Below are 22,335 nucleotides of genomic sequence, written 5' to 3' on the forward strand. Positions count from 1 at the left end.
GGTGCATCAAAGAGGCCAGATAGCCAGTTGCGGCCAGAGCAACAGCGCCGCCAGTACGCACAGCTGGATGGCCATGAACGGCAGAACCGATAAGTAGATGTCTTTCAGACTGATATCCGGTGGCGCCACGCTTTTCAGGTAGAAAGCGGCGGGGCCGAAGGGCGGCGACAGGAACGAGACCTGCATGTTGACTGCGAACAGGATGCCGAACCAGATCGGGTCGAACCCCAGCTGAATGACGATTGGCAGGAAGATGGGCAGGGCCAGCATGGCGATGCCGATCCAGTCGAGAAACAGCCCCAGTACCAGCATGATGGCCATCATCACCAGAATGATCACGATCGGCGCCACATCGAGCCCGAGTATCATGTCCGAGACGAAGCGGTTGCCGCCCATCAGGTTATAGACACCCACCAGGGCAGCGGCGCCGATACCGATCCAGATGATCATGCCGCAGGTGTTCATGGTCTGGCTCAGGCTGTGGTGCAGCATGCCCATGTTGAATTCGCCGCGTACCAGCGTGGCGAGTAGTACCCCGAACACACCCATGGCGGCGGCTTCGGTCACCGAGGCGATACCGCCATAGATGGTGCCCAGCACCAGAAAGGCGATCAGACCCGGCAGCAGGATGGCCTTGAGCGCATCGAGCCGGCTGGCGAAAGGGTTGTCCTGAGTGGTTTCGTCGAGGGGCGGTCCGAGAGAAGGATTCTTGAGGCAGCGCACCATCACGTAGGCGATGTAAGACCCCATCAGGATCACTGCCGGGGTAATGGCCGCGGTAAACAGCTCGGCAATCGAGACGCTGGCGATCAGGCCGTAAATGATCAGCACGATGGAAGGGGGCATCATGGTGCCCAGGGCGCCACCTGCACAGACCACACCAATAGACAGGTGCTTGTCGTAACCCAGCCGCAGCATCTGGGGCAGTGCCAGAATGCCTAGCAGCACTATTTCACCGCCGATGATGCCCGACAGGGCGGCGAGGAAAAATGCCACCACAATGGTCTGTACTGCTACGCCACCCGGAAGTCGTCCGGCGAATACGCGCATGGCATTGAACAAATCCTTGGCGATTCCCGAGCGGTCGAGTAACGAGGCCATCAGCACGAACATCGGTACGGCCACCAGCGAATACTCGGTGATGAAGCCGTAAACCCGGCTGGTGATCAGCGGCAATGCCATCTCGCCGAACCAGCCGAAGGTGAAGGCCAGGGCCACCAGGCCTGTAATGAAAGCCAAGGGGAGACCGGTGATCAGCAGGGCAAAGATTGCACCCACCATCAGGATCGTCGCGGTTCCGATATCCATCAGTTCGTCTCCTCGGTAGCGGCGGGCCTGGCACGAATTGCCTGAATCAAATGCAGCAATGCCTGAACACTCATCAGTACCAGGGCGAACAGGATCACGCCCTTCACCATGGCGGGAAACGGCGGATTCCAGGAGGTCCCGGAACGCTCCAGCGACCATTCGCCGAGCGGGTTATGCGATGCGCCCCAGAACATGTGGAAAGCGGCATAGCTCATGGTCAGGCAGAAGCACAGCGTCAGGAAATCGTTCAAGCGGTCCATCCAACATTTGAGACGTGGACCGGCGCTGTCATAGAGCACCTTGACCCGGATATGGCTGTTTCTCGCCAAGGCTGCCGGACCACCGAGGGCAAAGATTATCGCGATTAGAAACACCACGGTTTCATGTACCCACGAAGTAGGGTTGTCGAACCCGTAACGCATGAACACTTCCACGACGCTGATGCCCATGGCCAGCAGTACCAACCAGGCGGCGACACGACCCCCTCGGGCAACCACACGATCAAGCGCCGTGCGTTCGGGTGGAACCTCTTCGACTTTTTCCAGGATGTCGGAAAGATCCTGGGTGTCAGGTACGAGGTCTTGGGTAGCAGGAATTTTTTTCGGCATGACTCGTCTCTACGCATATCGCCCGAGGGGCTTTCTCGAGCGATATGCCGTTTGGGATTAAATGACGCCGGATCAGAGAAGGTTGCGCGAGCGCAGGAAATCGGTGGCGGAGTCATAGATCTTCTGGGTCATCACGTTTCTGTCGGCCCACTCCTTCCACTCCTGCTCCGCCGCAGTACGAAATTTCTTGCGGTCTTCGGCAGAGAGATCGTGGGGATGGACATCGGGATCATCCTGAAGCTTGCGCAGGGTCTCGATGTCCTGCTGCTTGAGGCGCGCGATCAGGTCATAAGACATGCCATCGAAAGCAGTGTTGAGAGTGGTCTGCAACTCCTCGGGCAAGCCATCCCAGATGTCCTTGTTGATCGATACTGCAATCATCGGCATGGAGTGAAAGCCGGGATACAGAGGGTAAGGAGCGAACGCATGCAGGCCCATGGCGTCGTTGTTGGAGAGTACCGTGGAGTCTGCAGCGTCAATTACCCCTTTCTCCAGGCCGGTATAAACCTCGGAGCCCGGCAGGTTGACCGGTGTCGCGCCGATACGCTCAAAGATGTTGTAGACCATGCCTTGAGGCGCGCGGATCTTCAGGCCTTCAAAATCTTCCAGAGATTCGATAGGTACGGTGGAAGGGATTGATTCCAGAGGAAAGGTGGCCGCAGCGATCAGGTGAGTACCATAAGGCTCGACCAGCTCGTTGTAGAGTTCCTCGCCGCCGGCGTATTTCATATATTCCAGAAAATCATAGGGGTTACTCCAAGCCCCCACCAGGTTACCCAGCATGCCGAAAGCTGGATCCTGTCCTGAGAAGTAACTGGGGTCGGTCATGTGTCCTTGGAGAATGCCGGCGCTGACAGCGGTCAACGTCTCGGTAGGCCCCACCACGGCATTGATCGGCATCACTTCGATTTCAATACGGCCATCGGTCATCTTGGTGATCTTATTGGCCCATTCCTGCTTGATTTTAAAGCTCGGCTCACCGGACGTCTCCGAGGCCTGAAATTTCCATTCATATTCGGCTGCTTGGGCTGTGGACAGTCCTAGCATCAAAGCGGAACCAGTGAGAAGAAGGCTGTATTTCGTGTATTTCGAATTGAGCATGTGTTTCTCCGGCGAAGAAGATTGTTGTTGTTCCATGGAGGGGTAATTCCCGTTCGGGCATGTATAATGTTGAACATTTATTTAATTTGTTCAACATATACTTTCGTATGTATCGACTATGCAGGGGGGAGGGAGTAACGTTTTAGGCGAATTTACGCCATATACGGGTTGGGCCATCGGCCGTGACCCTTTAAGGAGTGACTACGATGTCCCAACGACAGCGGCCATTACGCAGTGCCGAGTGGTTTGGTAGCGCGGATAAGAATGGTTTCATGTATCGCAGCTGGATGAAGAATCAAGGAATTCCCGATCATGAGTTCCAAGGTAAGCCAATCATCGGTATCTGCAATACCTGGTCGGAATTGACGCCATGCAATGCCCACTTTCGTAAGCTTGCCGATCACGTCAAGCAGGGTGTGCTAGAGGCCGGCGGCTATCCAGTGGAGTTCCCGGTGTTTTCCAATGGTGAATCCAACCTGCGGCCCACGGCGATGTTCACTCGCAACTTGGCGAGCATGGATGTCGAAGAAGCTATTCGCGGCAATCCCATGGATGCAGTGGTGCTGTTGGTAGGATGTGACAAGACTACCCCGGCGTTGTTGATGGGCGCGGCGAGCTGCGATATTCCCACCATTGTGGTCACCGGTGGGCCGATGCTGAACGGCAAGCATAAGGGCAAGGACATCGGCTCGGGTACGGTCGTCTGGAAACTCTCGGAAGAGGTCAAGGCGGGCAAGATATCCATGCACGAGTTCATGGCGGCGGAAGCCGGGATGTCGCGTTCGGCAGGTACCTGCAACACCATGGGCACCGCCTCGACCATGGCGTGCATGGCAGAGTCCTTAGGCACCTCGCTGCCTCACAACGCCGCGATTCCAGCGGTAGATTCGCGTCGCTATGTCCTGGCGCATCTTTCCGGCAATCGCATCGTCGAGATGGTCAATGAAGACTTGACCCTGTCGAAGGTACTGACCCGCGAGGCCTTCGAAAATGCGATTCGCACCAATGCCGCCATCGGCGGATCGACCAATGCGGTGATCCATCTCAAGGCGATTGCCGGGCGCATCGGTGTCGATCTCGCTCTCGATGACTGGACCCGAATCGGGCGTGGCACGCCCACGATCGTCGATCTTCAGCCGTCGGGGCGCTTCTTGATGGAAGAGTTCTACTATGCTGGGGGGCTGCCTGCGGTGCTGCGGCGTCTGGGAGAGGCCGACCGCTTACCCCATAAGGATGCCTTCACCGTCAACGGCAAGAGCTTGTGGGAAAACGTTCAGTATGCGCCGCTCTACAATGATGATGTCATCCGTGCCCTGGATAACCCTCTGCTGGCTGATGGTGGGATCTGCGTGCTGCGCGGCAACCTGGCCCCCAACGGTGCCGTACTCAAACCATCGGCGGCGACGCCTGAGCTGATGAAGCACCGTGGTCGCGCGGTGGTCTTCGAGGACTTCGATGACTACAAGGCGCGTATCGACGATCCGGATCTTGACGTCGATGCGACCAGCATATTGGTAATGAAACACTGTGGGCCACGTGGTTATCATGGCATGGCCGAGGTCGGCAATATGGGCTTGCCGGCCAAGCTGCTCGAACAGGGTGTGACTGACATGGTGCGCATCTCCGATGCCCGCATGAGCGGTACGGCTTACGGCACGGTGGTACTCCACGTAGCACCGGAAGCCGCTGCCGGGGGGCCGCTCGCGGCAGTGCGTAACGGCGACTGGATCGAGCTCGACTGCGATGCGGGTAGCTTGCATCTGGATATCGGCGATACCGAACTCGCCTCGCGCCTGGCCGAAAGTGATCCCACCGAAAAATCGCGGCGTATCGCCAGCGACGGTGGCTATCGTCAGTTGTATATCGAGCATGTGTTGCAGGCGGACGAGGGCTGTGATTTTGACTTTTTGGTGGGCTGTCGTGGCGCCGATGTACCGCGACACTCGCATTAAGGATGGCTAAAATCTCAAAAACTGGAGGCTCCATGGCCAAAAAAAACGACAAGATGACCGCCGATAAACTACGTTCACGTTGGTGGTTCGATAATCCTGAACATCCCGGCACTACCGCGCTGTGTATCGAACGCTACATGAACTACGGCATCACGCTGGAAGAATTGACCAGCGGTAAGCCGATCATCGGGATTGCGCAGTCCGGTTCCGACCTGACGCCCTGTAATCGCCATCACATCGAGCTGGTGAAAAGAGTCAAGGACGGTATCCGTGAAGCGGGAGGGGTGCCCTTCGAATTCCCCATGCATCCCATTCATGAGAATGTACGGCGTCCGACAGCGGCGCTGGATCGCAACCTGGCTTACCTGGGATTGGTCGAAATCCTGCACGGCTACCCCCTGGACGGCGTGGTGCTGACCACCGGCTGCGACAAGACCACCCCGGCCTGCCTGATGGCGGCGGCAACGATCAATATTCCCGCCATCGTGCTTTCGGGCGGCCCCATGCTCAATGGGTGGCGCGGCAATGAACGTGTCGGATCGGGAACCATTATCTGGGAGTTGCGCAAACGCCTGGCCGCCGGGGACATCGACTACGATGAGTTTCTTTCCCGGACCACCAATTCCGCGCCCTCCATTGGCCATTGCAATACCATGGGCACCGCTTCCACCATGAATTCTATGGCCGAGGCGTTGGGAATGAGCTTGCCCGGCTCGGCGATGATTCCGGCTCCCTACAAGGAACGTGCTGCGGTGGCCTACGAAACGGGCCAGCGAAGCGTGGCGATGGTATGGGAGGATCTGCGGCCCAGCGATATCCTGACGCGAGCCGCCTTCGAGAACGCTATCGTGGTCTGCTCGGCGCTGGGTGGGTCTTCCAATGCACCGGTGCATATCAATGCGATCGCCAGACATTCGGGCATCGAACTGAGCAATGATGACTGGCAGCACCTCGGCCATGAAATACCGCTACTCGCCAATGTCATGCCGGCGGGTGCCTATCTCAGTGAAGAGTTTTATCGTGCCGGCGGGGTGCCTGCAATACTCCATGAATTGCTCAAGGCGGGGCACCTCCATGGCGATACCTTGACGGTCAACGGTCGAAGCATCGCAGACAACGTCGAGCATAGCGAAACCCAGGACCCAGAGATAATCCGGCGTTACGACAATCCATTGGTCAAGCATGCGGGTTTTCTCAATCTCAAGGGCAACCTGTTCGATTCCGCCTTGATGAAGACCAGCGTCATTTCGCGTGAATTTCGTCAACGCTTCTTGAGCGATCCTGACTCTCCCGATGCTTTCGAGGGAAGGGTAGTGGTTTTCGATGGCTCCGAGGACTATCACGCGCGAATCGATGACCCCGCCCTGGGGATCGATGCCCGCACTATTCTGGTAATGCGCGGCGCTGGGCCGGTCGGTCATCCAGGCGGAGCGGAAGTGGTGAACATGCAGCCTCCCGAAGCGTTGATCAAGGCCGGTGTCGAATCGCTGCCATGCCTGGGCGACGGTCGTCAGTCGGGTACCTCGGGTTCTCCTTCAATTCTCAACGCTTCGCCTGAAGCGGCCGTTGGCGGTGGTTTGGCGTTGCTTGAAACCGGCGACCGGCTGCGAGTCGACCTCAAGAACGGTGAAGTCAGGTTGCTGATCAACGATATCGAGCTTGAAGGGCGCCGTCAGCGTCTGGAAGCTGCCGGTGGCTATCAATATCCGGCACACCAGACGCCATGGCAGGAAATTCAGCGCAGCCTGATCGAGCCGTTGGACCGAGGCATGACGTTAGACTTGGCAACTAAGTACCGTGATGTGGCCCGGCGTAGCCCTCCTCGAGACAACCACTGAAAGTGGTGAAGTGGTGCGCTCGACATTAAATTCCATTATTTTTTTCAAATTTTACAGCCAGGGTGTGGAGAGATTTTTCTCTCTACACTACGCTGTAGTTGGGTTTTGTTAAATAAAATTGCATATATAACGTTTGTTAAAACTGGAGAGCGAGTTTTTATAAAGGTTTAGCTGTGAGGACTCAAGGAATGAGGAAATCAAGTGAAAATAATGATCGAATGTCGATTATGACGGATGGGTGGCAAACGTTCCGGGATGGTTTTTTTTATCATTGTCTGGGACGGTATGCCGAGCTGCCAATTGATTGCAGATATCTGTTTTTAAAGGAAGAAAGTGAGCGGATTGATGTTGAAAAGCATCAAGTGTTGAAGGCGGGTGGGGGTGCGGAATCAGATGTTTATGTTCTGGAAAGCGGGTGGGCTTGCTCGTTTGTTCCTTCGGGAAATGGCGATCGTGAAATAATCGATATATTTTTACCTGGAGATATTATTGGTTTACGTGAGGGTTTTCTGACAGGGGAAAATGCTGACGTGGTAATGCTTACCAGTGGCAGTTTGGTGGGTATGAAATATTCCGCATTACATGGCTTAGCTAAAGAGAATGAAAATATTGGTAGTGCAATACTGCGTTTAATTATTATCCATGACAATATTTTGATAGAGCGCTTAAGGAGTTGTACTCAATACCAAGCGGAAAAGCGAGTGGCGCATTTCCTGCTTGAGCTGCACGCCAGGCTGTCTTTTTCAAAAATAATAACAGGAAGTTATTTTAATATACCGATTACGCAGGCCATCACCGGTAATTTGCTAGGCATTACCAGTGTCCATGTCAGTCGATGTATGTCTGCCCTAGAAAATAGAAAGCTCATAAGAAAACAACGTAATGGCGTCGAATTATTGAAAGCCAAAGTGATGTCTCATGAAACAGGGTTTAATGAGGATGATCTTTATAAGAATTTTATGTTTAAGGGGGGGTAAAGCTTTTGGGTAATGACCTCTCATTGTAATTTGGCCTGGCGCTGGAAGGAGGTAATGTGCCCGATACCTCGTGCCACAGCGGAAATACGCGAACTGAACTGGTAACCTGCGAGGGAGATGGGTAAGTTCGTCAAGAAATACAGCGAACCTGGATGCCTAGCCTCTTGAGCCATAAAGACCCACCGACACATGACCGGCTTACGTCAATTCAGCGCCTGAGTGGCGACCCTTTTGAGTTGGGCAAGACGCTGGGCCGTTTGGGGCGCGATGCGGTTCAGCATGAGCTCACCGCGACCACGTTATGGGCACAGATTCAAGCGGCGAGGCATCACCCGGCTGTCGCCCGGATGGCGGCTACCACGCAACGCCATTTTCCGTCGATCTGGGCGGAACTCGAAGGCTTGGCCGCCGGACTGCAGCTGCCTCTGGAGCAGGTGCTCGCCTGGCATTGTCGAGGGGAATTGCTGGCCGACACGGCGGATGGCTGTACCTCTGTGCAATTGCCCGGCGAGTCCCCACTGATCGCCCATAACGAAGATGGCTTGCCGTGCCTGCGTGGCCACTGCTTCATGGTGGACGTGGAACCCGCGCAGAGCCAGGGCTTTACCGCTTTCTGTTATCCGGGGTCACTGCCCGGGCATACCTTTGCCTTTACCCGCCAAGGCCTCGTTCAGACGGTCAATAATTTGCGCTTGACGGCGTTCTCGCCCAGCGTGCCACGCATGGTGCTGGGCCGCGCCGTATTGAACCAGCCCAGCCTGGCGGATGCCCGAGAAGGGGTAGCACGCACTCACCTGCTTTCCTGGCGCAACCACGACGCATTACTCGGGGAACTATTTACCCGCGACGGCGTTGGCACCATGATTATCCAGCACCGTTACGAGCAGCTGCGCCCTGCCACATTGAACGATGTGGCAGGCCTGCTAGAACTGCTGGAACCCCTAGAGCGGCGTGGCATGCTGGTTGCTCGTTCGCGGGAGTGATTAGAGCACGAAATCGACGACTACATGGTGATCGAGCGGGACGGCATGGTCATCGGCTGTGCTGCGCTGCACGTTTTCCCAGGCACTACCGTCGGGGAAATGGCCTGTGTTGCGGTACATGGTAACTATCGTGGCGGTGAGCGTGGCGAGCGCTTAGTGGAAGCGTTAGAACGACGCGCTCGCCAGCGAGGGCTTTTCGAAATGTTTGTGTTGACTACCCATACGGCCCATTGGTTTGTTGAACGCGGTTTCCGCACAGCCAACCTGGACGACCTGCCGCCGCTGAAACGCGAAGCCTACAACCATGCCCGTAAATCCAAGGTGTTGGTGAATCATTTAGCGTAAGCGCCCTTTTTTAAACAGGAAACGCTAACCGAACCGGGTGCCTTTGTGGCACCTGGTTTCGCATGTGTGTAAAAAATTAATGCAAATATTTGGTCATTTTAAATATTTATGCAATTATATTTGCATGTGTGTTTGTAGATAAATTCGGCCAAGCCATTCCAAACCCATAACAACGAACAACGCCGATACCAGCACGCAACGTCACTCACAAACTGCCAATAACATCGACGTCACGAGGATTTCTCCATGAAGACACTCACCACTTTAATGGCTGCTACTGCTTTCTCTCTCTCCGCAGCAACTGTTGCCGCTGACAAGCTGGTCGTTGCCACCGACACTGCCTTTGTGCCCTTTGAGTTCGCTCAAAACGGTGAATACGTCGGTTTTGATATCGACATGTGGGCAATGATTGCCGAAGAGCTTGAGCTGGAGTTCGAGCTGCGGCCAATGGATTTCAACGGCATTATTCCCGGCCTGCAGACCGGTCAGTTAGATGTTGCCCTAGCGGGCATTACCATCCGCGAAGATCGTGCTGAGGTGATTGATTTTTCAGATGGCTACTATGAGAGCGGCTTCCGCATCATGGTGCCAATTGATAGCGATATCGAAAGTGCGGAAGACCTGGCGGGCAAAACCCTGGCCGTACGCACCGGCACTTCTGCGGCGGACTATGCGCGGGAAAACTTCACCGATACCCAGCTACGCCAGTTCCCCAATATCGACAATGCCTACCTTGAGTTACGCACTGGCCGCGTCGATGCCGCTATGCATGATACGCCCAACGTTCTCTACTACATTGCCACGGCAGGTGATGGCCAGGTAAAAGCGGTAGGCGAGCAGATGATGGCGCACGAGTACGGCATTGCTTTTCCCAAGGGGAGCGAGTTGGTCGAGCCGGTTAACGGTGTGTTAGCGGCCATGCGTGAAGATGGTCGCTACGACGAGATCTACATTAAATGGTTCGGTGAAGCGCCGGCTGAATAACGCCTGATTATTCTAAGCATCCTGCGGAGGGAAATAGATCCCTCCGCTGAGTTCGAACTATCAGGAGTACGGCGATGAATGTCGATTGGTCGATTATTATTAATTTCCTGCCTCAACTCTTCCACGGGGCAAAAATCACGCTGTATATCACCGTAACAGGCTTGATCGGTGGTATTGCATTGGGGGCTGTTATTGGCCTGATGCGCGCCTACGGCGGCTATATTCTCAATACCCTTGCATTTATCTATGTCGAAGTCATTCGTGGTACGCCGATTGTTGTTCAGGTGATGTTTCTGTACTTTGCCTTGCCGGTGCTGGTGGATATCCGCATTGACCCGATGACAACGGCAATTCTGGCGATCGTCATTAATGCCGGCGCGTATGTTGCCGAGATTGTCCGCGGCGCGGTGCTATCGATCTCAAAAGGATTAACCGAGGCTGGGCGCGCTATTGGTCTGCCGCGCTGGAAGGTGGTGGTCTATATCGTTGGCCCGCTGGCCTTTCGCCGGTTGATTCCGCCGCTGGGTAACCAATGCATTGTTAGTTTGAAAGACACCTCCTTGTTTATTGTTATCGGCGTTGGTGAACTGACGCGTACCGGCCAGGAAATCATGGCGGCCAACTTTCGTGCGGTTGAGATATGGACGGCGGTTGCTGTGTTCTATTTGATCATGACCGGCACCCTGTCGCTGCTGTTGCGCATCATTGAGAAACGGATGAGGATCTTATGAGCGCCATCATAGAGTTCAAAAATGTGTCCAAACACTTTGGCCCGCTTAAAGTGCTTGAAGAGGTTGATTTGGACATCAGCCGTGGCGAAGTTGTTGTGCTCATCGGTCCATCCGGTTCTGGAAAATCCACCTTGCTGCGCTGTATTAACGGGCTGGAAATGATCACCTCGGGTGATCTTCTGGTTGACGGCCTGAGCGTAAAGGGCGGGAACAAAATTCTGCGCGAAATTCGTCAGGAAGCGGGCATGGTCTTCCAGCAGTTCAATTTGTTTCCACAAATGACCGCGCTGGAAAACGTCGCCTTTGGCCAGCGCCATGTGCGAGGTATGGGGCGCAAGGCTGCAGACATCAGTGCCCAGGAGCTGCTGGAAAAAGTCGGCCTGGGGGATAAATCCCGCCACTACCCACACGAGCTTTCTGGTGGGCAGCAGCAGCGGGTAGCTATTGCTAGGGCGCTGGCGATCAAGCCCAAAGTAATGCTGTTTGATGAGCCTACCTCGGCGCTTGACCCTGAGCTTAAGCAGGAAGTATTGAGTGTGATGCGCAAATTGGCAGAAGAGCAGATGACCATGGTGGTGGTAACCCATGAAATGTCGTTTGCCAAGCAGGTGGGGACGCGCTTGATCTTTATGGAGCACGGTAAAATTGCCGTTGATGCCAACCCTGTTGATGTTATCGATAACCCGCCTAATGACCGGATGAAGGATTTTCTGCGCCATGTCTAATCAAGCAAGCTCTCTTGGTTGGCACGTGATCAACGGATGCCCTTATGATATCGGCGTTGCCCTTGGGCGCGCCGGGCGCGACGCGGTGCACCGGTTTCTGCTGCCGAGCGCTATCTGGGCTGAGATTAACGATCCGGTTCATCGGGATGCTGTTGCCACCATGGCCGCCAATACCCAGCGTGATTTCCCCCAGGTATGGGAAGAGCTGGAAGGTCTGGCGGAAGGTCTTAATCTGCCCATTGAGGCGGTATTTGCCTGGAACTGCCGTGGTGATCTGTTGGCCCACGTGCCGGATGGCTGTACCACCTTGGTGGTTCCCGGAGAAACACCGCTGGTGGCGCATAATGAGGATGGCCTGCCATTTTTCCGCGGCCACTGCTTTATGGCGGAAGTGATGCCATCAACGGGAGTCGGGTTTACGGCCTTCTGCTACCCAGGTTCCATACCTGGCCACACCCTGGCGTTTACCCGCCAAGGCTGGGTGCAGGCGGTTAATAATTTGCGCTTGCTTGCTGTTACGCCCAAGGTGCCACGCATGGTGTTAGGTAGGGCATCCTTAAACCAGCCCAATGTAATCGACGTGGTGGCACTGCTGCAGCGCTACAATGAGTGCGGCGGTTTTCATTTTTCGCTAGCCCAGTGCGGCCAGCGAGAGGTGACAAGTATTGAGTTCGGTGGCGGCGACGCTGCCCAGGTCGCGCTGAATGTCCCCAGCATCCATGCCAATCATGCGCTGTATCATCCAAGTGGTGTGGCGTCACAATGGATTACCGACTCTTCTAGAGACCGTCAGCAGCGCGGGGACCAGTTGCTGGCCGAAGGCGAGACCACGCCGCTGGGAATCCTGCATGATCAACAAGCCAGTGGTCTGCCCATTCTGCGACTTAGCGCTGATGATCCTGATCACGAAAACACTCTGGTTACGGCGGTGATGCGTCTTGAAGCGGATGGTGTAGCATGGCAACTTTATGATCGCCCTGGAGAACCGCCCGCTTATGACGGAAAACTCTTCTGCGCACATTGACAGCGCAAGCCGCCCCCCGGAAACAGTCGATGGACTCCGTGAGCTGGCGCTCAGTATTGCCCGTGGCGAGAGCGAGCTACGTCTTGGTCCCAAATCACGGGAAGTACTGGCGCGCCTTATCGACCTTCAGGGTGACCAGGTGCTGCTGTCTATTTCCTCGGTAGCCCGTCGGTTAGAGGTCAACCCGTCGAGTATTTCACGCCTGGCGCGCTCGCTGGGTTACGCCCGTTTCAGCGATCTGCAAACAGTTCTGTTAAGTGCGCACTTTAGCTCGTCTGCATCTTTCTACCGTGATCACGCCGCTAGTGCGCTGGCTGCAGACAGACGTAGTTTGCATGTCCAGGCGCAACAGCTCTGCGCTGAAAATAAACACAATATTGATCGTTTTCTACAGAGCGTGAAACATGAGGATATCGAAGCATTTGCCCAAGCGGTGATCAGTGCGCCGAGAGTGCGGCTATACGGCGTGCGTCAGTTTCATGCGCTGTGCAGTTTTTCAGCTTATGGGCTGGGCATGTTGCGCCCTGATGTGGCGTTGCTCAGCGATGCTACCAACGGCGTAGCAGAAGGGTTGGCGTCGTTATCTGAAGGTGACGTGCTAATTGCCGCTAGCTGTCAGCCCTACACACGCCAAGTGGTGGATGTATGTCGTATGGCCCAGGCGCACGGCATTCAAACCCTAGCGGTGACCGACTATGCCAGTTCCGCACTGGTCAAGTATTCCCAGGTATCCATTCTGGTGCCCCACGAAAGCAGCTTCATTTCCAATAGCATGGTGGCCTACTTTGCCGCCATGGAGTGTCTGATTAATGCATGCGCGACATTGGCCGGGGATGATGCAGGCAAAGCCATTTCACGGCGTGACCGCTTTATTACCGAGCTGGATATCGAAATACGCTGAGGATCACTTCGTCTGTTTAAAGCGCCGTTTTACTTCCACGTTTAGCCGGCCTTCGCCCAGCCGTAGCGAGAGCTTCTGGCCTGGCGCGGTGTCCTCTGCCCGGCGGATGACATGGCCCTTTTCATCCTGGGCAATGGCATAGCCGCGCCCCAATACCGCAAGCGGGCTGACTGCATTTAGCTCACGGGCGGCGCTACTTAAGCGTGTCTGACGTACTTCCAACGCCCGCTGCATAGCGCTGGCTAAACGGCGCTGAAGCTGGCTAACATGCTCTTGCTCTGCGCGGTGCAGGCGCGCCATGTCTTGGCTGGCTAAGCGCTTGCTTAACTGCGTGACCCGCGCTTGCTGTTGCTGAACGCTTTGCTGCATGGCGCGCTGCAGCCGTTGATAAAGGGCGGTAACGTGTTGGCGCTGGCGGTCAAGCTGCTCGCCTGGGTGGCGAAGGCGAGCGCGCAAGGTATCCAGCCGTTGGCTATCGCGTTCTAAGCGTGCCTGCATGGCACGACGTAAGCGGTTTTCTAGCTGTGACAATTGGTGCTTTAGCGCTTTTTGGTCAGGTACTAAACGCTCGGCTGCCGCTGATGGGGTAGGGGCGCGCATATCCGCGGCGAAATCTGCCAGAGTGACATCCACTTCGTGACCTACCGCCGACATCACCGGCAAACGGGAGTGAAAAATCGCCCGTGCCAGATGCTCGTTATTAAACGCCCACAAATCCTCTAAGCTACCACCGCCGCGGGTGATCAGCACCACATCCTGGTCAGGGTCCAAGCGTGTTTGACGGTTTAATAATCCCAGTGCAGAAATCATCGCAGGGGCGGCCTCGGCGCCTTGTACGGGCACCGGAATCAGCGTGACGTCCACCAGTGGCCAGCGCGCCGCCAGTACCGCCAGCACATCGCGAATCGCCGCCCCGCTGGCGGAACTCAATATCAGTAGCTTGCGTGGCGGAAAGGGCAGGGCGCGGGCGTTGGCGAACACCCCTTCGCCGTCGAGTTGAAGCTTCAAACGCTCATAGGCCGCCAGCAATTCCCCCAGGCCCGCCGCCTGCACCGCATCCACCAGCAACTGATAGTCGCCGCGTGGCTCGAACAATGACACCCGCCCGCGCAGTTTCACCTGGTCGCCGTCGCGCATGGGTGCCCCCACGAAGCGCGCCCGCTGGCGAAACAGCGCACAACGAATCTGGGCGCGGTCGTCCTTCAGGGTGAAGTAGATATGCCCGGACGCGGGGCGCGAGACATTGGAAAGCTCGCCTTCCACCCACAATTCACCGAAATCGCGTTCCAGGGTCTGGCGGGTGCGACGATTCAACTCGCTGACGGACAGGGCTTCAATAGCGGGAGACGACATAAAGGGTTTCATGATTAAAAAATGAGAGAAAAACCGCTACGCAGCTTATCACGCCCAAGACTTGCCATGCCTCACATTGCTGGGATGGGGCTCTAGCCGTTACAATGGGGGATTAACCCTTCGTATCTCCTCTTCCCATCTGCTCAACCATGGGTGTTGCCGCTATGCTACGTATGGCCCAAGAAGCGCTTACGTTCGATGATGTATTACTCGTTCCCGGCTTCTCCGATATCCTGCCCAAGGATGTCAGCCTCAAGACCCGCCTGACACGTCACCTTTCGCTGAATATCCCGCTGGTTTCCGCCGCCATGGATACGGTGACTGAAGCGCGCCTGGCGATTGCCATGGCCCAGGAAGGCGGCATCGGCATCATCCACAAGAACATGAACATCGCCCAGCAGGCCGCGGAAGTTCGCAAGGTCAAAAAGCACGAAAGCGTCATCGTCAAAGACCCCGTGACCGTCAGCCCCAAGGCTAAGCTTGAAGACCTGCTGGCCATGGCCCGTGAATACGGCTTCTCCGGTTTCCCGGTGGTCGAAGGCGAGACCCTGGTGGGCATCGTTACCGAACGCGACATGCGTTTTCAGCCCAACCACGGCGATAGCGTCGAGGCGATCATGACGCCCCGCGAGCGCCTGATCACCGTGGCCGAAGGCACCCAGCTCGAAGAAAGCAAGGCCAAGATGCGCGAGCACCGCATCGAAAAGATGCTGATCGTGGATGATGAATTTCATCTGCGTGGCCTGGTGACCTTCCAGGATATCGAAAAAGCCCGCACCTACCCCAACGCCGCCAAGGACAGCGACGGCCGCCTGCTGGTCGGCGCCGCCGTCGGCACCGGCCCGGAAACCGCCGAGCGTATTGCGGCACTGGCGGAAGCCGGCGTGGATGCGATCATCATCGACACCGCTCACGGCCATTCCCAGGGCGTGATTGACCGGGTGCGCTGGGCCAAGAAGCACTTCCCGCAGATCCAGGTGATCGGCGGCAACATCGCCACCGCCGCCGCCGCCAGAGCCTTGGCCGAAGCCGGTGCCGACGGCGTGAAAGTCGGCATCGGCCCCGGCTCGATCTGCACCACGCGTATCGTGGCGGGTGTCGGCGTGCCGCAAATCACCGCGGTTTCCAACGTTGCCGAAGCGCTCAAGCCATATGATATTCCGCTGATTGCCGATGGCGGTGTGCGTTTCTCCGGCGATCTGTCCAAGGCGATTGCCGCCGGTGCCAGCTGCGTGATGGTCGGCGGCTTGCTGGCGGGGACCGAAGAAGCCCCCGGCGAAGTCGAGCTTTACCAAGGCCGTACCTACAAGGCCTACCGCGGCATGGGCTCCATGGGCGCCATGTCCCAGAGCCAGGGCAGTGCCGACCGCTACTTCCAGGACAAAAGCGACGGCGCGGAAAAGCTGGTGCCGGAAGGCATCGAAGGCCGCGTGCCGTATAAAGGCTTGATGAGCGCCATCGTTCACCAAATGATGGGCGGCCTACGGGCCTCCATGGGCTACACCGGCTGCCGCGATATTGAAGAAATGCGCACCAAGCCGGAATTCGTCCAGATCACTGGCGCAGGCTTCAACGAGTCCCACGTGCACGATGTCCAGATCACCAAAGAAGCCCCGAACTACCGGGTAGGCTAAGAGACCGAAATGACTGATATTCATGCCCACAAGATTCTGATTCTGGATTTCGGCTCTCAGTACACCCAGCTGATCGCCCGCCGGGTACGCGAGATCGGCGTCTACTCCGAAGTGCGCGCCTTCGATATCACCGAAGACGAGATTCGCGACTATAACCCCAACGGCATCATCCTTGCCGGGGGGCCGGAGTCGGTCACGGAGCTGGACTCCCCCCGCGCGCCGCAGTGCGTGTTCGAAATGGGCCTGCCGGTGTTTGGCATCTGCTACGGCATGCAGACCATGGCCGAGCAGCTGGGCGGCGCCGTTGAAGGCTCCAAGGTGCAGGAATTCGGCTACGCCCAGATTCGCATCGACGCCGAGACCGCGCTGTTCAAGGACATCAAGGACCACCTCGACCACGAAACCGGCAAGGGCCTGTTGGATGTGTGGATGAGCCACGGCGACAAGGTCGCCAGGGTGCCCAGTGAATTCACCGTGACCGCGTCCACCCCCAGCTGCCCGATTGCCGCCATGGCCTGGGAAGAAAAGCAGTTCTATGGGGTGCAGTTCCATCCGGAAGTCACCCACACCCTGCAGGGCCAGCGGATTCTCGAGCATTTCGTACTGGGCATTTGCGGTGCCGAACGCCTCTGGACCCCGGCGCAGATCATCGAAGACCAGATCGGCCGCGTTCGCGAGCAGGTCGGCGACCGCCACGTCTTGCTGGGTCTCTCCGGCGGGGTGGATTCCTCGGTGGTCGCGGCGCTGCTGCACAAGGCCATCGGCGACCAGCTGACTTGCGTGTTCGTGGATAACGGCCTGCTGCGCAAGAACGAAGGCGACCAGGTGATGGAAACCTTCGCCAAGCACATGGGCGTGAAGGTGATTCGCGTCGATGCGGAAGACCAGTTCCTGTCGCGCCTGAAAGGCGAGAACGACCCAGAAGCCAAGCGCAAGATCATCGGCAACACCTTCATCGACATCTTCGATGAAGAGTCGAGCAAGATCGACGGCGTGGACTTTTTGGCCCAGGGCACCATCTACCCGGACGTGATCGAATCCGCCGCCGCCAAGACCGGCAAGGCGCACGTGATCAAGTCGCACCACAACGTGGGCGGCCTGCCGGAAACCATGAAGCTCAAGCTGGTCGAACCGCTGCGCGAGCTGTTCAAGGACGAAGTCCGCAAGCTGGGCGTGGAACTCGGCTTGCCTTACGACATGGTCTACCGCCACCCCTTCCCGGGGCCGGGCCTGGGCGTGCGGATTCTCGGCGAAGTGAAGAAAGACTACGCCGACATCCTGCGTGAAGCCGACGCCATCTTCATTGAAGAACTGCACAACTCGGGTTGGTATCACAAGACCAGCCAGGCGTTTGCGGTCTTCCTGCCGGTGAAATCGGTAGGCGTGGTCGGCGATGCCCGCCGCTACGAATGGGTCATCGCCCTGCGTGCAGTGGAAACCATCGACTTCATGACCGCCCGCTGGGCGCACCTGCCCTATGAGCTGCTGGAGAAAGTCTCCAACCGCATCATCAACGAGATTAACGGTGTCTCGCGGGTCACGTATGATGTGAGCAGCAAGCCACCAGCGACGATTGAGTGGGAGTAGCGATTAACGATTAACAAGTAAGCTACTGATTTTTAAGTGGATTAAAGGCACATAAATTGAACGCGCAAGGAATTCACTCGTTGATTTCCTTGCGTTTTTTTATAGTGTTGCACATGGTCTTACACGGAACTGTTAATCAGCAGTAATTTGTTTTGAGCGCCGGCGAGTGAGATACGCGCCTCTTCGCCTTGTTGCGAGAACAAAGGGCCTCGTTGCCGCTGTTGCAAGTGTTCCGCCACGGTCTCCCAGCGAATAGGCCGGTAGTGCGGCGGAGCCGGTGACTCGCTTGGCGAAAGCAGGGTGAAGCCGCTGGCCGTATCTCCACCAATGGCTTTCAGCAGCCCAAAAACAGTCGTGGTGTGATGGCGAAGTCCCAGGTGGTGGCGAAGATCACCTTCCGGCAGAAGGTTCTCAAAGTAAGCCAACACGTTATCGCCTGCGTGAACCTGCTGCGAGAGAGGCATTGAAGGGGACAAACTCACCGCTTCGGAGTACTCCAACCACTCAGGGGCATACTCGAAGCGTAGTGGCTGGGTATCGTACAATAACCCGACGTGCCTTTCGCCTCGGTACACCGCCAAGGCATCGTCATTTGCCATGGCGGTTGCAACCCTTGCGCCTCACGACCACCTCAAGCCCCATCAAGTCCCATCAAGTCCAGCACGTCCAGCACTTTCTGCAACTGTAGCGTCGGCTTGCCCCGTTCCAAATCGACGATAAAGCGATTGCCGGTACCGCCGAGACCGGCCAGATCGATCTGTAATAGGCCTTGCTCGACACGTAGCTGGCGTACCAGTTTGCCGAGATCTTCGCTTTGGCGAATGGTAGTGGTCATGGGGGAGGAGGCGTTGTTGGAAGTCATGGGAGCCTGGATGTGATTACCGATCGGTAATCAACTATGCCGCCTTGTGGCACTGGGGCAAGAGTCCGTCTGGTTGAGTCAAGCACATTGCTTCCACAACGCTGCCAGTGGCCCGCCTATCGGGGTTTTTTCCGGTATGTCCACGGCAGCCACCCGCGCCTGTGCGGCCGCAAGCTGTGCTGGGTCGCCGCGCTCTATTTCGGGGTATTGCCCCGGTGGGTAGGCACCTACCATGCAGAAATCATCGTCTGCTTCTAGGCTGGCATGCCCAACTCCCGCGGGCAGCACCAGCACATCGCCCGCGTAAAGCATCAATTCGCGACCGTCGGGGCCACCCAGCCGTGCCCGGGCCTGCCCACGGAAGATGCCCAATGCTTCGTGTGCGGTGGAGTGAAAGTGATCGAAGTCATACAGATAGTAACGCCACGCCGGCGGCCAGCCGTGGCGCTTGAACATGGTTTCGAACGTATCGGCTCGCTCCTCGGCATTACCGGTGTCGAGAACCTGACGGTAAATCAGCACCGGCAGCGGGGAGTTGGGGTAGCCGTTGGCTTCATCGCTGTCGAAATGAAGTAGTTCGGGCTGGGGGATGCTCACCATGGCCTCCTGGCACTGGGTTGAGTGGTTGGATTAAGTAACGCTATTCTTCAATAGTAGGTCGCTTCTATTTTTATTCATTCATTTTTTAGGATGATGATTCAAGGAGGCTACGTGGCCTACCTTTCGCCGCCACACTCGCGCGCGGCACCGCCGCGGGGATATCCCGCAGCAAGCCGTTCAACGCATTATCCGCTTTGCCTACAGGGGGTGATAGCCACACCCTGGATGGAGGAGAACAATGAGCGAGTTACCCGCACCCATGCAGGACCGCTTTGGCGCGGCCACGCACAGGGTAAAGAACCAGCCCGCCCCGCTTGAGGACTACAACCCTTACCTGGCCGACTTGGTACTGCAGGCGGCGGTGAAGCGCGAAGGGGCTGGCTGGGCGGAGGAGGAGATCCGCAGCTTTGCCGAGTGGGCGGGCCGCGCCGAGACCATCGAGCTGGGGTTCCAGGCCAATGCGCAAAAACCGCGGCTACGCACCCATGACCGTTACGGGCATCGTGTAGATGTCGTGGATTTTCATCCCAGCTATCACGCCTTGATGAAAGCATCCATTGAGCAAGGCTTACACAGCCGACCCTGGCGAGAGCCTGGCCCAGGCGCCCATGTGGCGCGGGCGGCGAAGTACTACCTGCAAGCCCAGGTGGAAGCAGCCCACGGCTGCCCTATTACCATGACCTTTGCCGCAGTACCGGCCTTGCAGCACGAGCCCGCGCTTGCCAGGTACTGGCAGGCGAAAGCCACGGCTGAGCATTACGAGCCTCGCAATTGCCCCGATGGCGAGAAACAGGGCGTAACGCTGGGCATGGCGATGACCGAAAAGCAGGGCGGCTCGGACGTGCGCCAGAACACCACGCGGGCTTATTTCATTGGCCACGACGGCCATGGCGAGGCGTATGAACTGGTGGGGCATAAATGGTTCGTCTCCGCGCCGATGTGCGACGCCTTTTTGGTACTGGCGCAACTCGATGCGGGCCTGACCTGCTTTCTGGTGCCGCGCTGGCGCCCGGATGCCAGCAAGAATGCACTGCAAATTCAGCAGCTCAAAGACAAGATGGGCAACGTGGCCAATGCCTCGAGCGAGGCGGAACTGCGCGGAGCGCTGGGCTGGCGGGTAGGCGAGCCGGGGCGCGGCGTGCGCACCATCATCGAAATGGTCGGCATGACCCGCTACGACTGCATGATCGGCTCGGCGGCGGGCATGCGCCAGGCCACCGCCCAGGCGGTGCATCACGCCAGCCAGCGCAAGGCGTTTGGCGCCACGCTGAGCGAGCAGCCACTGATGCAGAATCTTCTGGCGGATCTGGCACTGGAGAGCGAAGCCGCTGCCACCTACATGATGCGCATGGCAAGGGCCATGGATAACCAGCACGATGAGCACGAGCGGCTGCTTTCACGTATCGCCACGCCAGTGGGTAAATACTGGATCTGCAAGCGCACGCCCAACCACGCTTACGAAGCGATGGAGGTCATCGGTGGAACGGGCGTAATAGAGACCCACATCATGGCGCGGCTTTTCCGTGAATCGCCGGTGAACGCCATCTGGGAGGGCAGCGGCAACGTGCAGTGCCTGGATATTCTGCGCGCCATCGGCCGTGAACCAGCGGTGCTGGAAGCGTACTTTGCCGAGCTGAACCGAGCTTCCGGTAGCGAGCCTGCCTTTGACCGCTTTGTCGGCCAACTCAAGGCGCAGTTTGCCGACCGCGAAACCCTCGAGTACCGCGCCCGCCAAGTGGCCGACAGCATGGCCCTGGCACTTCAGGCTGCCCTGTTGATTCAGCACGCGCCGAGTGCGGTGGCGGACGCCTTCGTCGTCTCGCGCCTGCAGCCCCAGCCCGGCATGAACTACGGTTGCCTGCCAAGCGGGCTGGACTGCCGGGCGATTATCCAGCGAGCCCGGCCTCAGTAGCGCTGCGTTTAAACAATCTCAACCAGAACAAGGATGCAGCGAGAGTTATTGCAAAGGAAACACTGAACAATTCGTCTCGGGATCACCTACGAGGCCTCTTGCTGCCTAGCTCACCGTATTGGATGACGTAAGCGGTATGGCAGAGCCGGCAGCGCTATTTTTGCTCGGGTACGACCACGATCACGGATTCCAGCCTTTTCTTTTCCAGGGTTGCCAAAGCAATGGCGTAACAATCTTCGACATGGCTGTTTCCCATGTACTTCATGGCGGTGAAGCTGATGCCGCCTGCCACGGCGCTGCCGACGAAGGGAACGAACTTGGCGACACCTTTCGCCGCTACCTTGCCTGCCGCCTTGTTTAGCAGCAACACGATCAGCTTTTTGGTGATGTATTTCCCGGCCATCTTGCTGCCCGTGTTGGAAATGGCGGTCATCACAAATAGCTTGGATTCGGTATCGAGGCTTTCGATCTGTTCAAGCGATAAACCAAATTTTTGATTAATTTCGGGAATTAACCGCATCAATATGGCAATGTCTGACCCTATATCTACGCCAGGGATTGGAATGATCGCTGCGCCGGCAGAAAGCCTTGCGCTCTTCGCGACCAATGAATGACACGACTTTTTAACGGCGTCGAGATCTTCCAGTGACTCGATCATGATGTTGCCCTCTTTTCACGAACGACAGGGTATTTTCTGGCGGCGAGCTTATCCGAGAGAACCGTTATGATGACCCCTCAATAACTTAGCAGTTAGACAATCATCGGCAATAAAAGGATCACTCACAGCGGTTGAGGTAGCGGTCGGCGCATTGAAAAGCCGACCAAGGGCAGCAAGGCCCGCCTGGTAGTGGCGCTGGAGCAGGCGGTGAATCTGCTGAGTCGCACCTTGACCAATCAAGGCCTGGTTTCG

Annotated in this window: 19 protein-coding genes and 1 pseudogene; 12 read left to right on the forward strand and 8 right to left on the reverse strand. The window is 57.0% G+C overall.

Annotated elements, in window-relative coordinates:
- Positions 1-6: 6 nt before the first annotated feature.
- The 3 genes from LG290_RS03535 to LG290_RS03545 form a co-directional block, all read right to left on the reverse strand.
- Entirely contained in the window at positions 7-1,308 is a 1,302-nt protein-coding gene (locus LG290_RS03535) for a TRAP transporter large permease (protein WP_499836269.1), read from the reverse strand.
- Entirely contained in the window at positions 1,308-1,916 is a 609-nt protein-coding gene (locus LG290_RS03540; protein ID WP_499836270.1) for a TRAP transporter small permease subunit, read from the reverse strand. Before LG290_RS03540 ends, LG290_RS03535 begins: the two co-directional genes overlap by 1 nt.
- A gap of 72 nt (positions 1,917-1,988) precedes the next feature.
- A complete protein-coding gene (locus LG290_RS03545) occupies positions 1,989-3,017 on the reverse strand; it encodes a TRAP transporter substrate-binding protein (RefSeq protein WP_499836271.1) in 1,029 nt (342 codons plus the stop codon).
- A 206-nt stretch (positions 3,018-3,223) separates the two neighbouring features.
- Here LG290_RS03545 and LG290_RS03550 point away from each other — a divergent pair, with 206 nt between their 5' ends.
- From LG290_RS03550 to LG290_RS03590, 9 genes and pseudogenes are all read left to right on the forward strand, one after another.
- Positions 3,224-4,969 carry an IlvD/Edd family dehydratase gene (locus tag LG290_RS03550; protein WP_499836272.1) on the forward strand — a complete coding sequence of 582 codons (1,746 nt, stop codon included), beginning with the start codon at positions 3,224-3,226 and terminating at the stop codon, positions 4,967-4,969.
- A 32-nt stretch (positions 4,970-5,001) separates the two neighbouring features.
- Positions 5,002-6,807: an IlvD/Edd family dehydratase gene (locus tag LG290_RS03555; RefSeq protein WP_499836273.1), complete on the forward strand. Its 1,806-nt coding sequence runs from the start codon at positions 5,002-5,004 to the stop codon at positions 6,805-6,807.
- A 188-nt stretch (positions 6,808-6,995) separates the two neighbouring features.
- Positions 6,996-7,784, forward strand: a complete 789-nt coding sequence (locus LG290_RS03560; protein WP_499836274.1) for a Crp/Fnr family transcriptional regulator — start codon at positions 6,996-6,998, stop codon at positions 7,782-7,784.
- Positions 7,785-7,936: 152 nt separating this feature from the next.
- Positions 7,937-9,112, forward strand: a pseudogene (gene argA / locus LG290_RS03565) (amino-acid N-acetyltransferase).
- Positions 9,113-9,358: 246 nt separating this feature from the next.
- The gene (gene glnH, locus LG290_RS03570) at positions 9,359-10,096 is read left to right on the forward strand and encodes a glutamine ABC transporter substrate-binding protein GlnH (protein ID WP_499836275.1); all 738 of its coding nucleotides are present in this window, start codon (positions 9,359-9,361) and stop codon (positions 10,094-10,096) included.
- Between the two features lie 74 nt (positions 10,097-10,170).
- Entirely contained in the window at positions 10,171-10,827 is a 657-nt protein-coding gene (gene glnP, locus LG290_RS03575; RefSeq protein WP_499836276.1) for a glutamine ABC transporter permease GlnP, read from the forward strand.
- Positions 10,824-11,552 carry a glutamine ABC transporter ATP-binding protein GlnQ gene (gene glnQ, locus LG290_RS03580; protein WP_499836277.1) on the forward strand — a complete coding sequence of 243 codons (729 nt, stop codon included), beginning with the start codon at positions 10,824-10,826 and terminating at the stop codon, positions 11,550-11,552. The genes glnP and glnQ overlap by 4 nt, the downstream gene beginning before the upstream one ends.
- A complete protein-coding gene (locus LG290_RS03585) occupies positions 11,545-12,576 on the forward strand; it encodes a C45 family autoproteolytic acyltransferase/hydrolase (protein WP_499836278.1) in 1,032 nt (343 codons plus the stop codon). Before glnQ ends, LG290_RS03585 begins: the two co-directional genes overlap by 8 nt.
- Positions 12,548-13,477, forward strand: coding sequence for a MurR/RpiR family transcriptional regulator (locus tag LG290_RS03590; protein WP_499836279.1), 930 nt, complete (start codon positions 12,548-12,550; stop codon positions 13,475-13,477). Before LG290_RS03585 ends, LG290_RS03590 begins: the two co-directional genes overlap by 29 nt.
- 3 nt (positions 13,478-13,480) lie before the next feature.
- Here the strand turns inward: LG290_RS03590 and xseA are convergent, their stop codons facing one another.
- Positions 13,481-14,830 carry an exodeoxyribonuclease VII large subunit gene (gene xseA / locus LG290_RS03595; RefSeq protein ID WP_499836280.1) on the reverse strand — a complete coding sequence of 450 codons (1,350 nt, stop codon included), beginning with the start codon at positions 14,828-14,830 and terminating at the stop codon, positions 13,481-13,483.
- Positions 14,831-14,994: 164 nt separating this feature from the next.
- Between xseA and guaB the strand changes: the two genes are divergently transcribed.
- Positions 14,995-16,464 (forward strand): IMP dehydrogenase, encoded by a 1,470-nt coding sequence (gene guaB / locus LG290_RS03600; protein WP_499836281.1) that lies wholly within the window; start codon positions 14,995-14,997, stop codon positions 16,462-16,464.
- A gap of 9 nt (positions 16,465-16,473) precedes the next feature.
- Complete coding sequence (gene guaA / locus LG290_RS03605) at positions 16,474-18,051, forward strand: glutamine-hydrolyzing GMP synthase (protein WP_499836282.1); 1,578 nt, start codon at positions 16,474-16,476, stop codon at positions 18,049-18,051.
- A gap of 119 nt (positions 18,052-18,170) precedes the next feature.
- Here guaA and LG290_RS03610 read toward each other — a convergent pair whose 3' ends face one another.
- From LG290_RS03610 to LG290_RS03620, 3 genes are all read right to left on the reverse strand, one after another.
- A complete protein-coding gene (locus LG290_RS03610) occupies positions 18,171-18,650 on the reverse strand; it encodes a HipA N-terminal domain-containing protein (protein WP_499836283.1) in 480 nt (159 codons plus the stop codon).
- Positions 18,651-18,682: 32 nt separating this feature from the next.
- On the reverse strand, positions 18,683-18,913 hold the full coding sequence (locus LG290_RS03615; RefSeq protein WP_499836284.1) for a helix-turn-helix domain-containing protein: 231 nt from the start codon (positions 18,911-18,913) through the stop codon (positions 18,683-18,685).
- Positions 18,914-18,991: 78 nt separating this feature from the next.
- Complete coding sequence (locus LG290_RS03620) at positions 18,992-19,513, reverse strand: cupin (protein ID WP_499836285.1); 522 nt, start codon at positions 19,511-19,513, stop codon at positions 18,992-18,994.
- 238 nt (positions 19,514-19,751) lie between these two features.
- On the opposite strand from LG290_RS03620, the gene LG290_RS03625 reads away from it, so the two are divergent.
- Entirely contained in the window at positions 19,752-21,425 is a 1,674-nt protein-coding gene (locus LG290_RS03625; RefSeq protein WP_499836286.1) for an acyl-CoA dehydrogenase family protein, read from the forward strand.
- Between the two features lie 154 nt (positions 21,426-21,579).
- On the opposite strand, the gene LG290_RS03630 is transcribed toward LG290_RS03625, so the two are convergent.
- Complete coding sequence (locus tag LG290_RS03630) at positions 21,580-22,083, reverse strand: hypothetical protein (protein WP_499836287.1); 504 nt, start codon at positions 22,081-22,083, stop codon at positions 21,580-21,582.
- Between the last annotated feature and the right edge of the window lie 252 nt (positions 22,084-22,335).

This window comes from Halomonas sediminis (assembly GCF_044871105.1).
Classification (GTDB): domain Bacteria; phylum Pseudomonadota; class Gammaproteobacteria; order Pseudomonadales; family Halomonadaceae; genus Vreelandella; species Vreelandella zhuhanensis.

Excerpts from the sequence above, each read along its gene's own strand:
- LG290_RS03535 (WP_499836269.1), bottom strand. The coding sequence starts at position 1,308 with ATGGATATCGGAACCGCGACGATCCTGATGGTGGGTGCAATCTTTGCC.
- LG290_RS03540 (WP_499836270.1), bottom strand. The coding sequence starts at position 1,916 with ATGCCGAAAAAAATTCCTGCTACCCAAGACCTCGTACCTGACACCCAG.
- LG290_RS03545 (WP_499836271.1), bottom strand. The coding sequence starts at position 3,017 with ATGCTCAATTCGAAATACACGAAATACAGCCTTCTTCTCACTGGTTCC.
- LG290_RS03550 (WP_499836272.1), top strand. The coding sequence starts at position 3,224 with ATGTCCCAACGACAGCGGCCATTACGCAGTGCCGAGTGGTTTGGTAGC.
- LG290_RS03555 (WP_499836273.1), top strand. The coding sequence starts at position 5,002 with ATGGCCAAAAAAAACGACAAGATGACCGCCGATAAACTACGTTCACGT.
- LG290_RS03560 (WP_499836274.1), top strand. The coding sequence starts at position 6,996 with ATGAGGAAATCAAGTGAAAATAATGATCGAATGTCGATTATGACGGAT.
- glnH (WP_499836275.1), top strand. The coding sequence starts at position 9,359 with ATGAAGACACTCACCACTTTAATGGCTGCTACTGCTTTCTCTCTCTCC.
- glnP (WP_499836276.1), top strand. The coding sequence starts at position 10,171 with ATGAATGTCGATTGGTCGATTATTATTAATTTCCTGCCTCAACTCTTC.
- glnQ (WP_499836277.1), top strand. The coding sequence starts at position 10,824 with ATGAGCGCCATCATAGAGTTCAAAAATGTGTCCAAACACTTTGGCCCG.
- LG290_RS03585 (WP_499836278.1), top strand. The coding sequence starts at position 11,545 with ATGTCTAATCAAGCAAGCTCTCTTGGTTGGCACGTGATCAACGGATGC.
- LG290_RS03590 (WP_499836279.1), top strand. The coding sequence starts at position 12,548 with ATGACGGAAAACTCTTCTGCGCACATTGACAGCGCAAGCCGCCCCCCG.
- xseA (WP_499836280.1), bottom strand. The coding sequence starts at position 14,830 with ATGTCGTCTCCCGCTATTGAAGCCCTGTCCGTCAGCGAGTTGAATCGT.
- guaB (WP_499836281.1), top strand. The coding sequence starts at position 14,995 with ATGCTACGTATGGCCCAAGAAGCGCTTACGTTCGATGATGTATTACTC.
- guaA (WP_499836282.1), top strand. The coding sequence starts at position 16,474 with ATGACTGATATTCATGCCCACAAGATTCTGATTCTGGATTTCGGCTCT.
- LG290_RS03610 (WP_499836283.1), bottom strand. The coding sequence starts at position 18,650 with ATGGCAAATGACGATGCCTTGGCGGTGTACCGAGGCGAAAGGCACGTC.
- LG290_RS03615 (WP_499836284.1), bottom strand. The coding sequence starts at position 18,913 with ATGACTTCCAACAACGCCTCCTCCCCCATGACCACTACCATTCGCCAA.
- LG290_RS03620 (WP_499836285.1), bottom strand. The coding sequence starts at position 19,513 with ATGGTGAGCATCCCCCAGCCCGAACTACTTCATTTCGACAGCGATGAA.
- LG290_RS03625 (WP_499836286.1), top strand. The coding sequence starts at position 19,752 with ATGAGCGAGTTACCCGCACCCATGCAGGACCGCTTTGGCGCGGCCACG.
- LG290_RS03630 (WP_499836287.1), bottom strand. The coding sequence starts at position 22,083 with ATGATCGAGTCACTGGAAGATCTCGACGCCGTTAAAAAGTCGTGTCAT.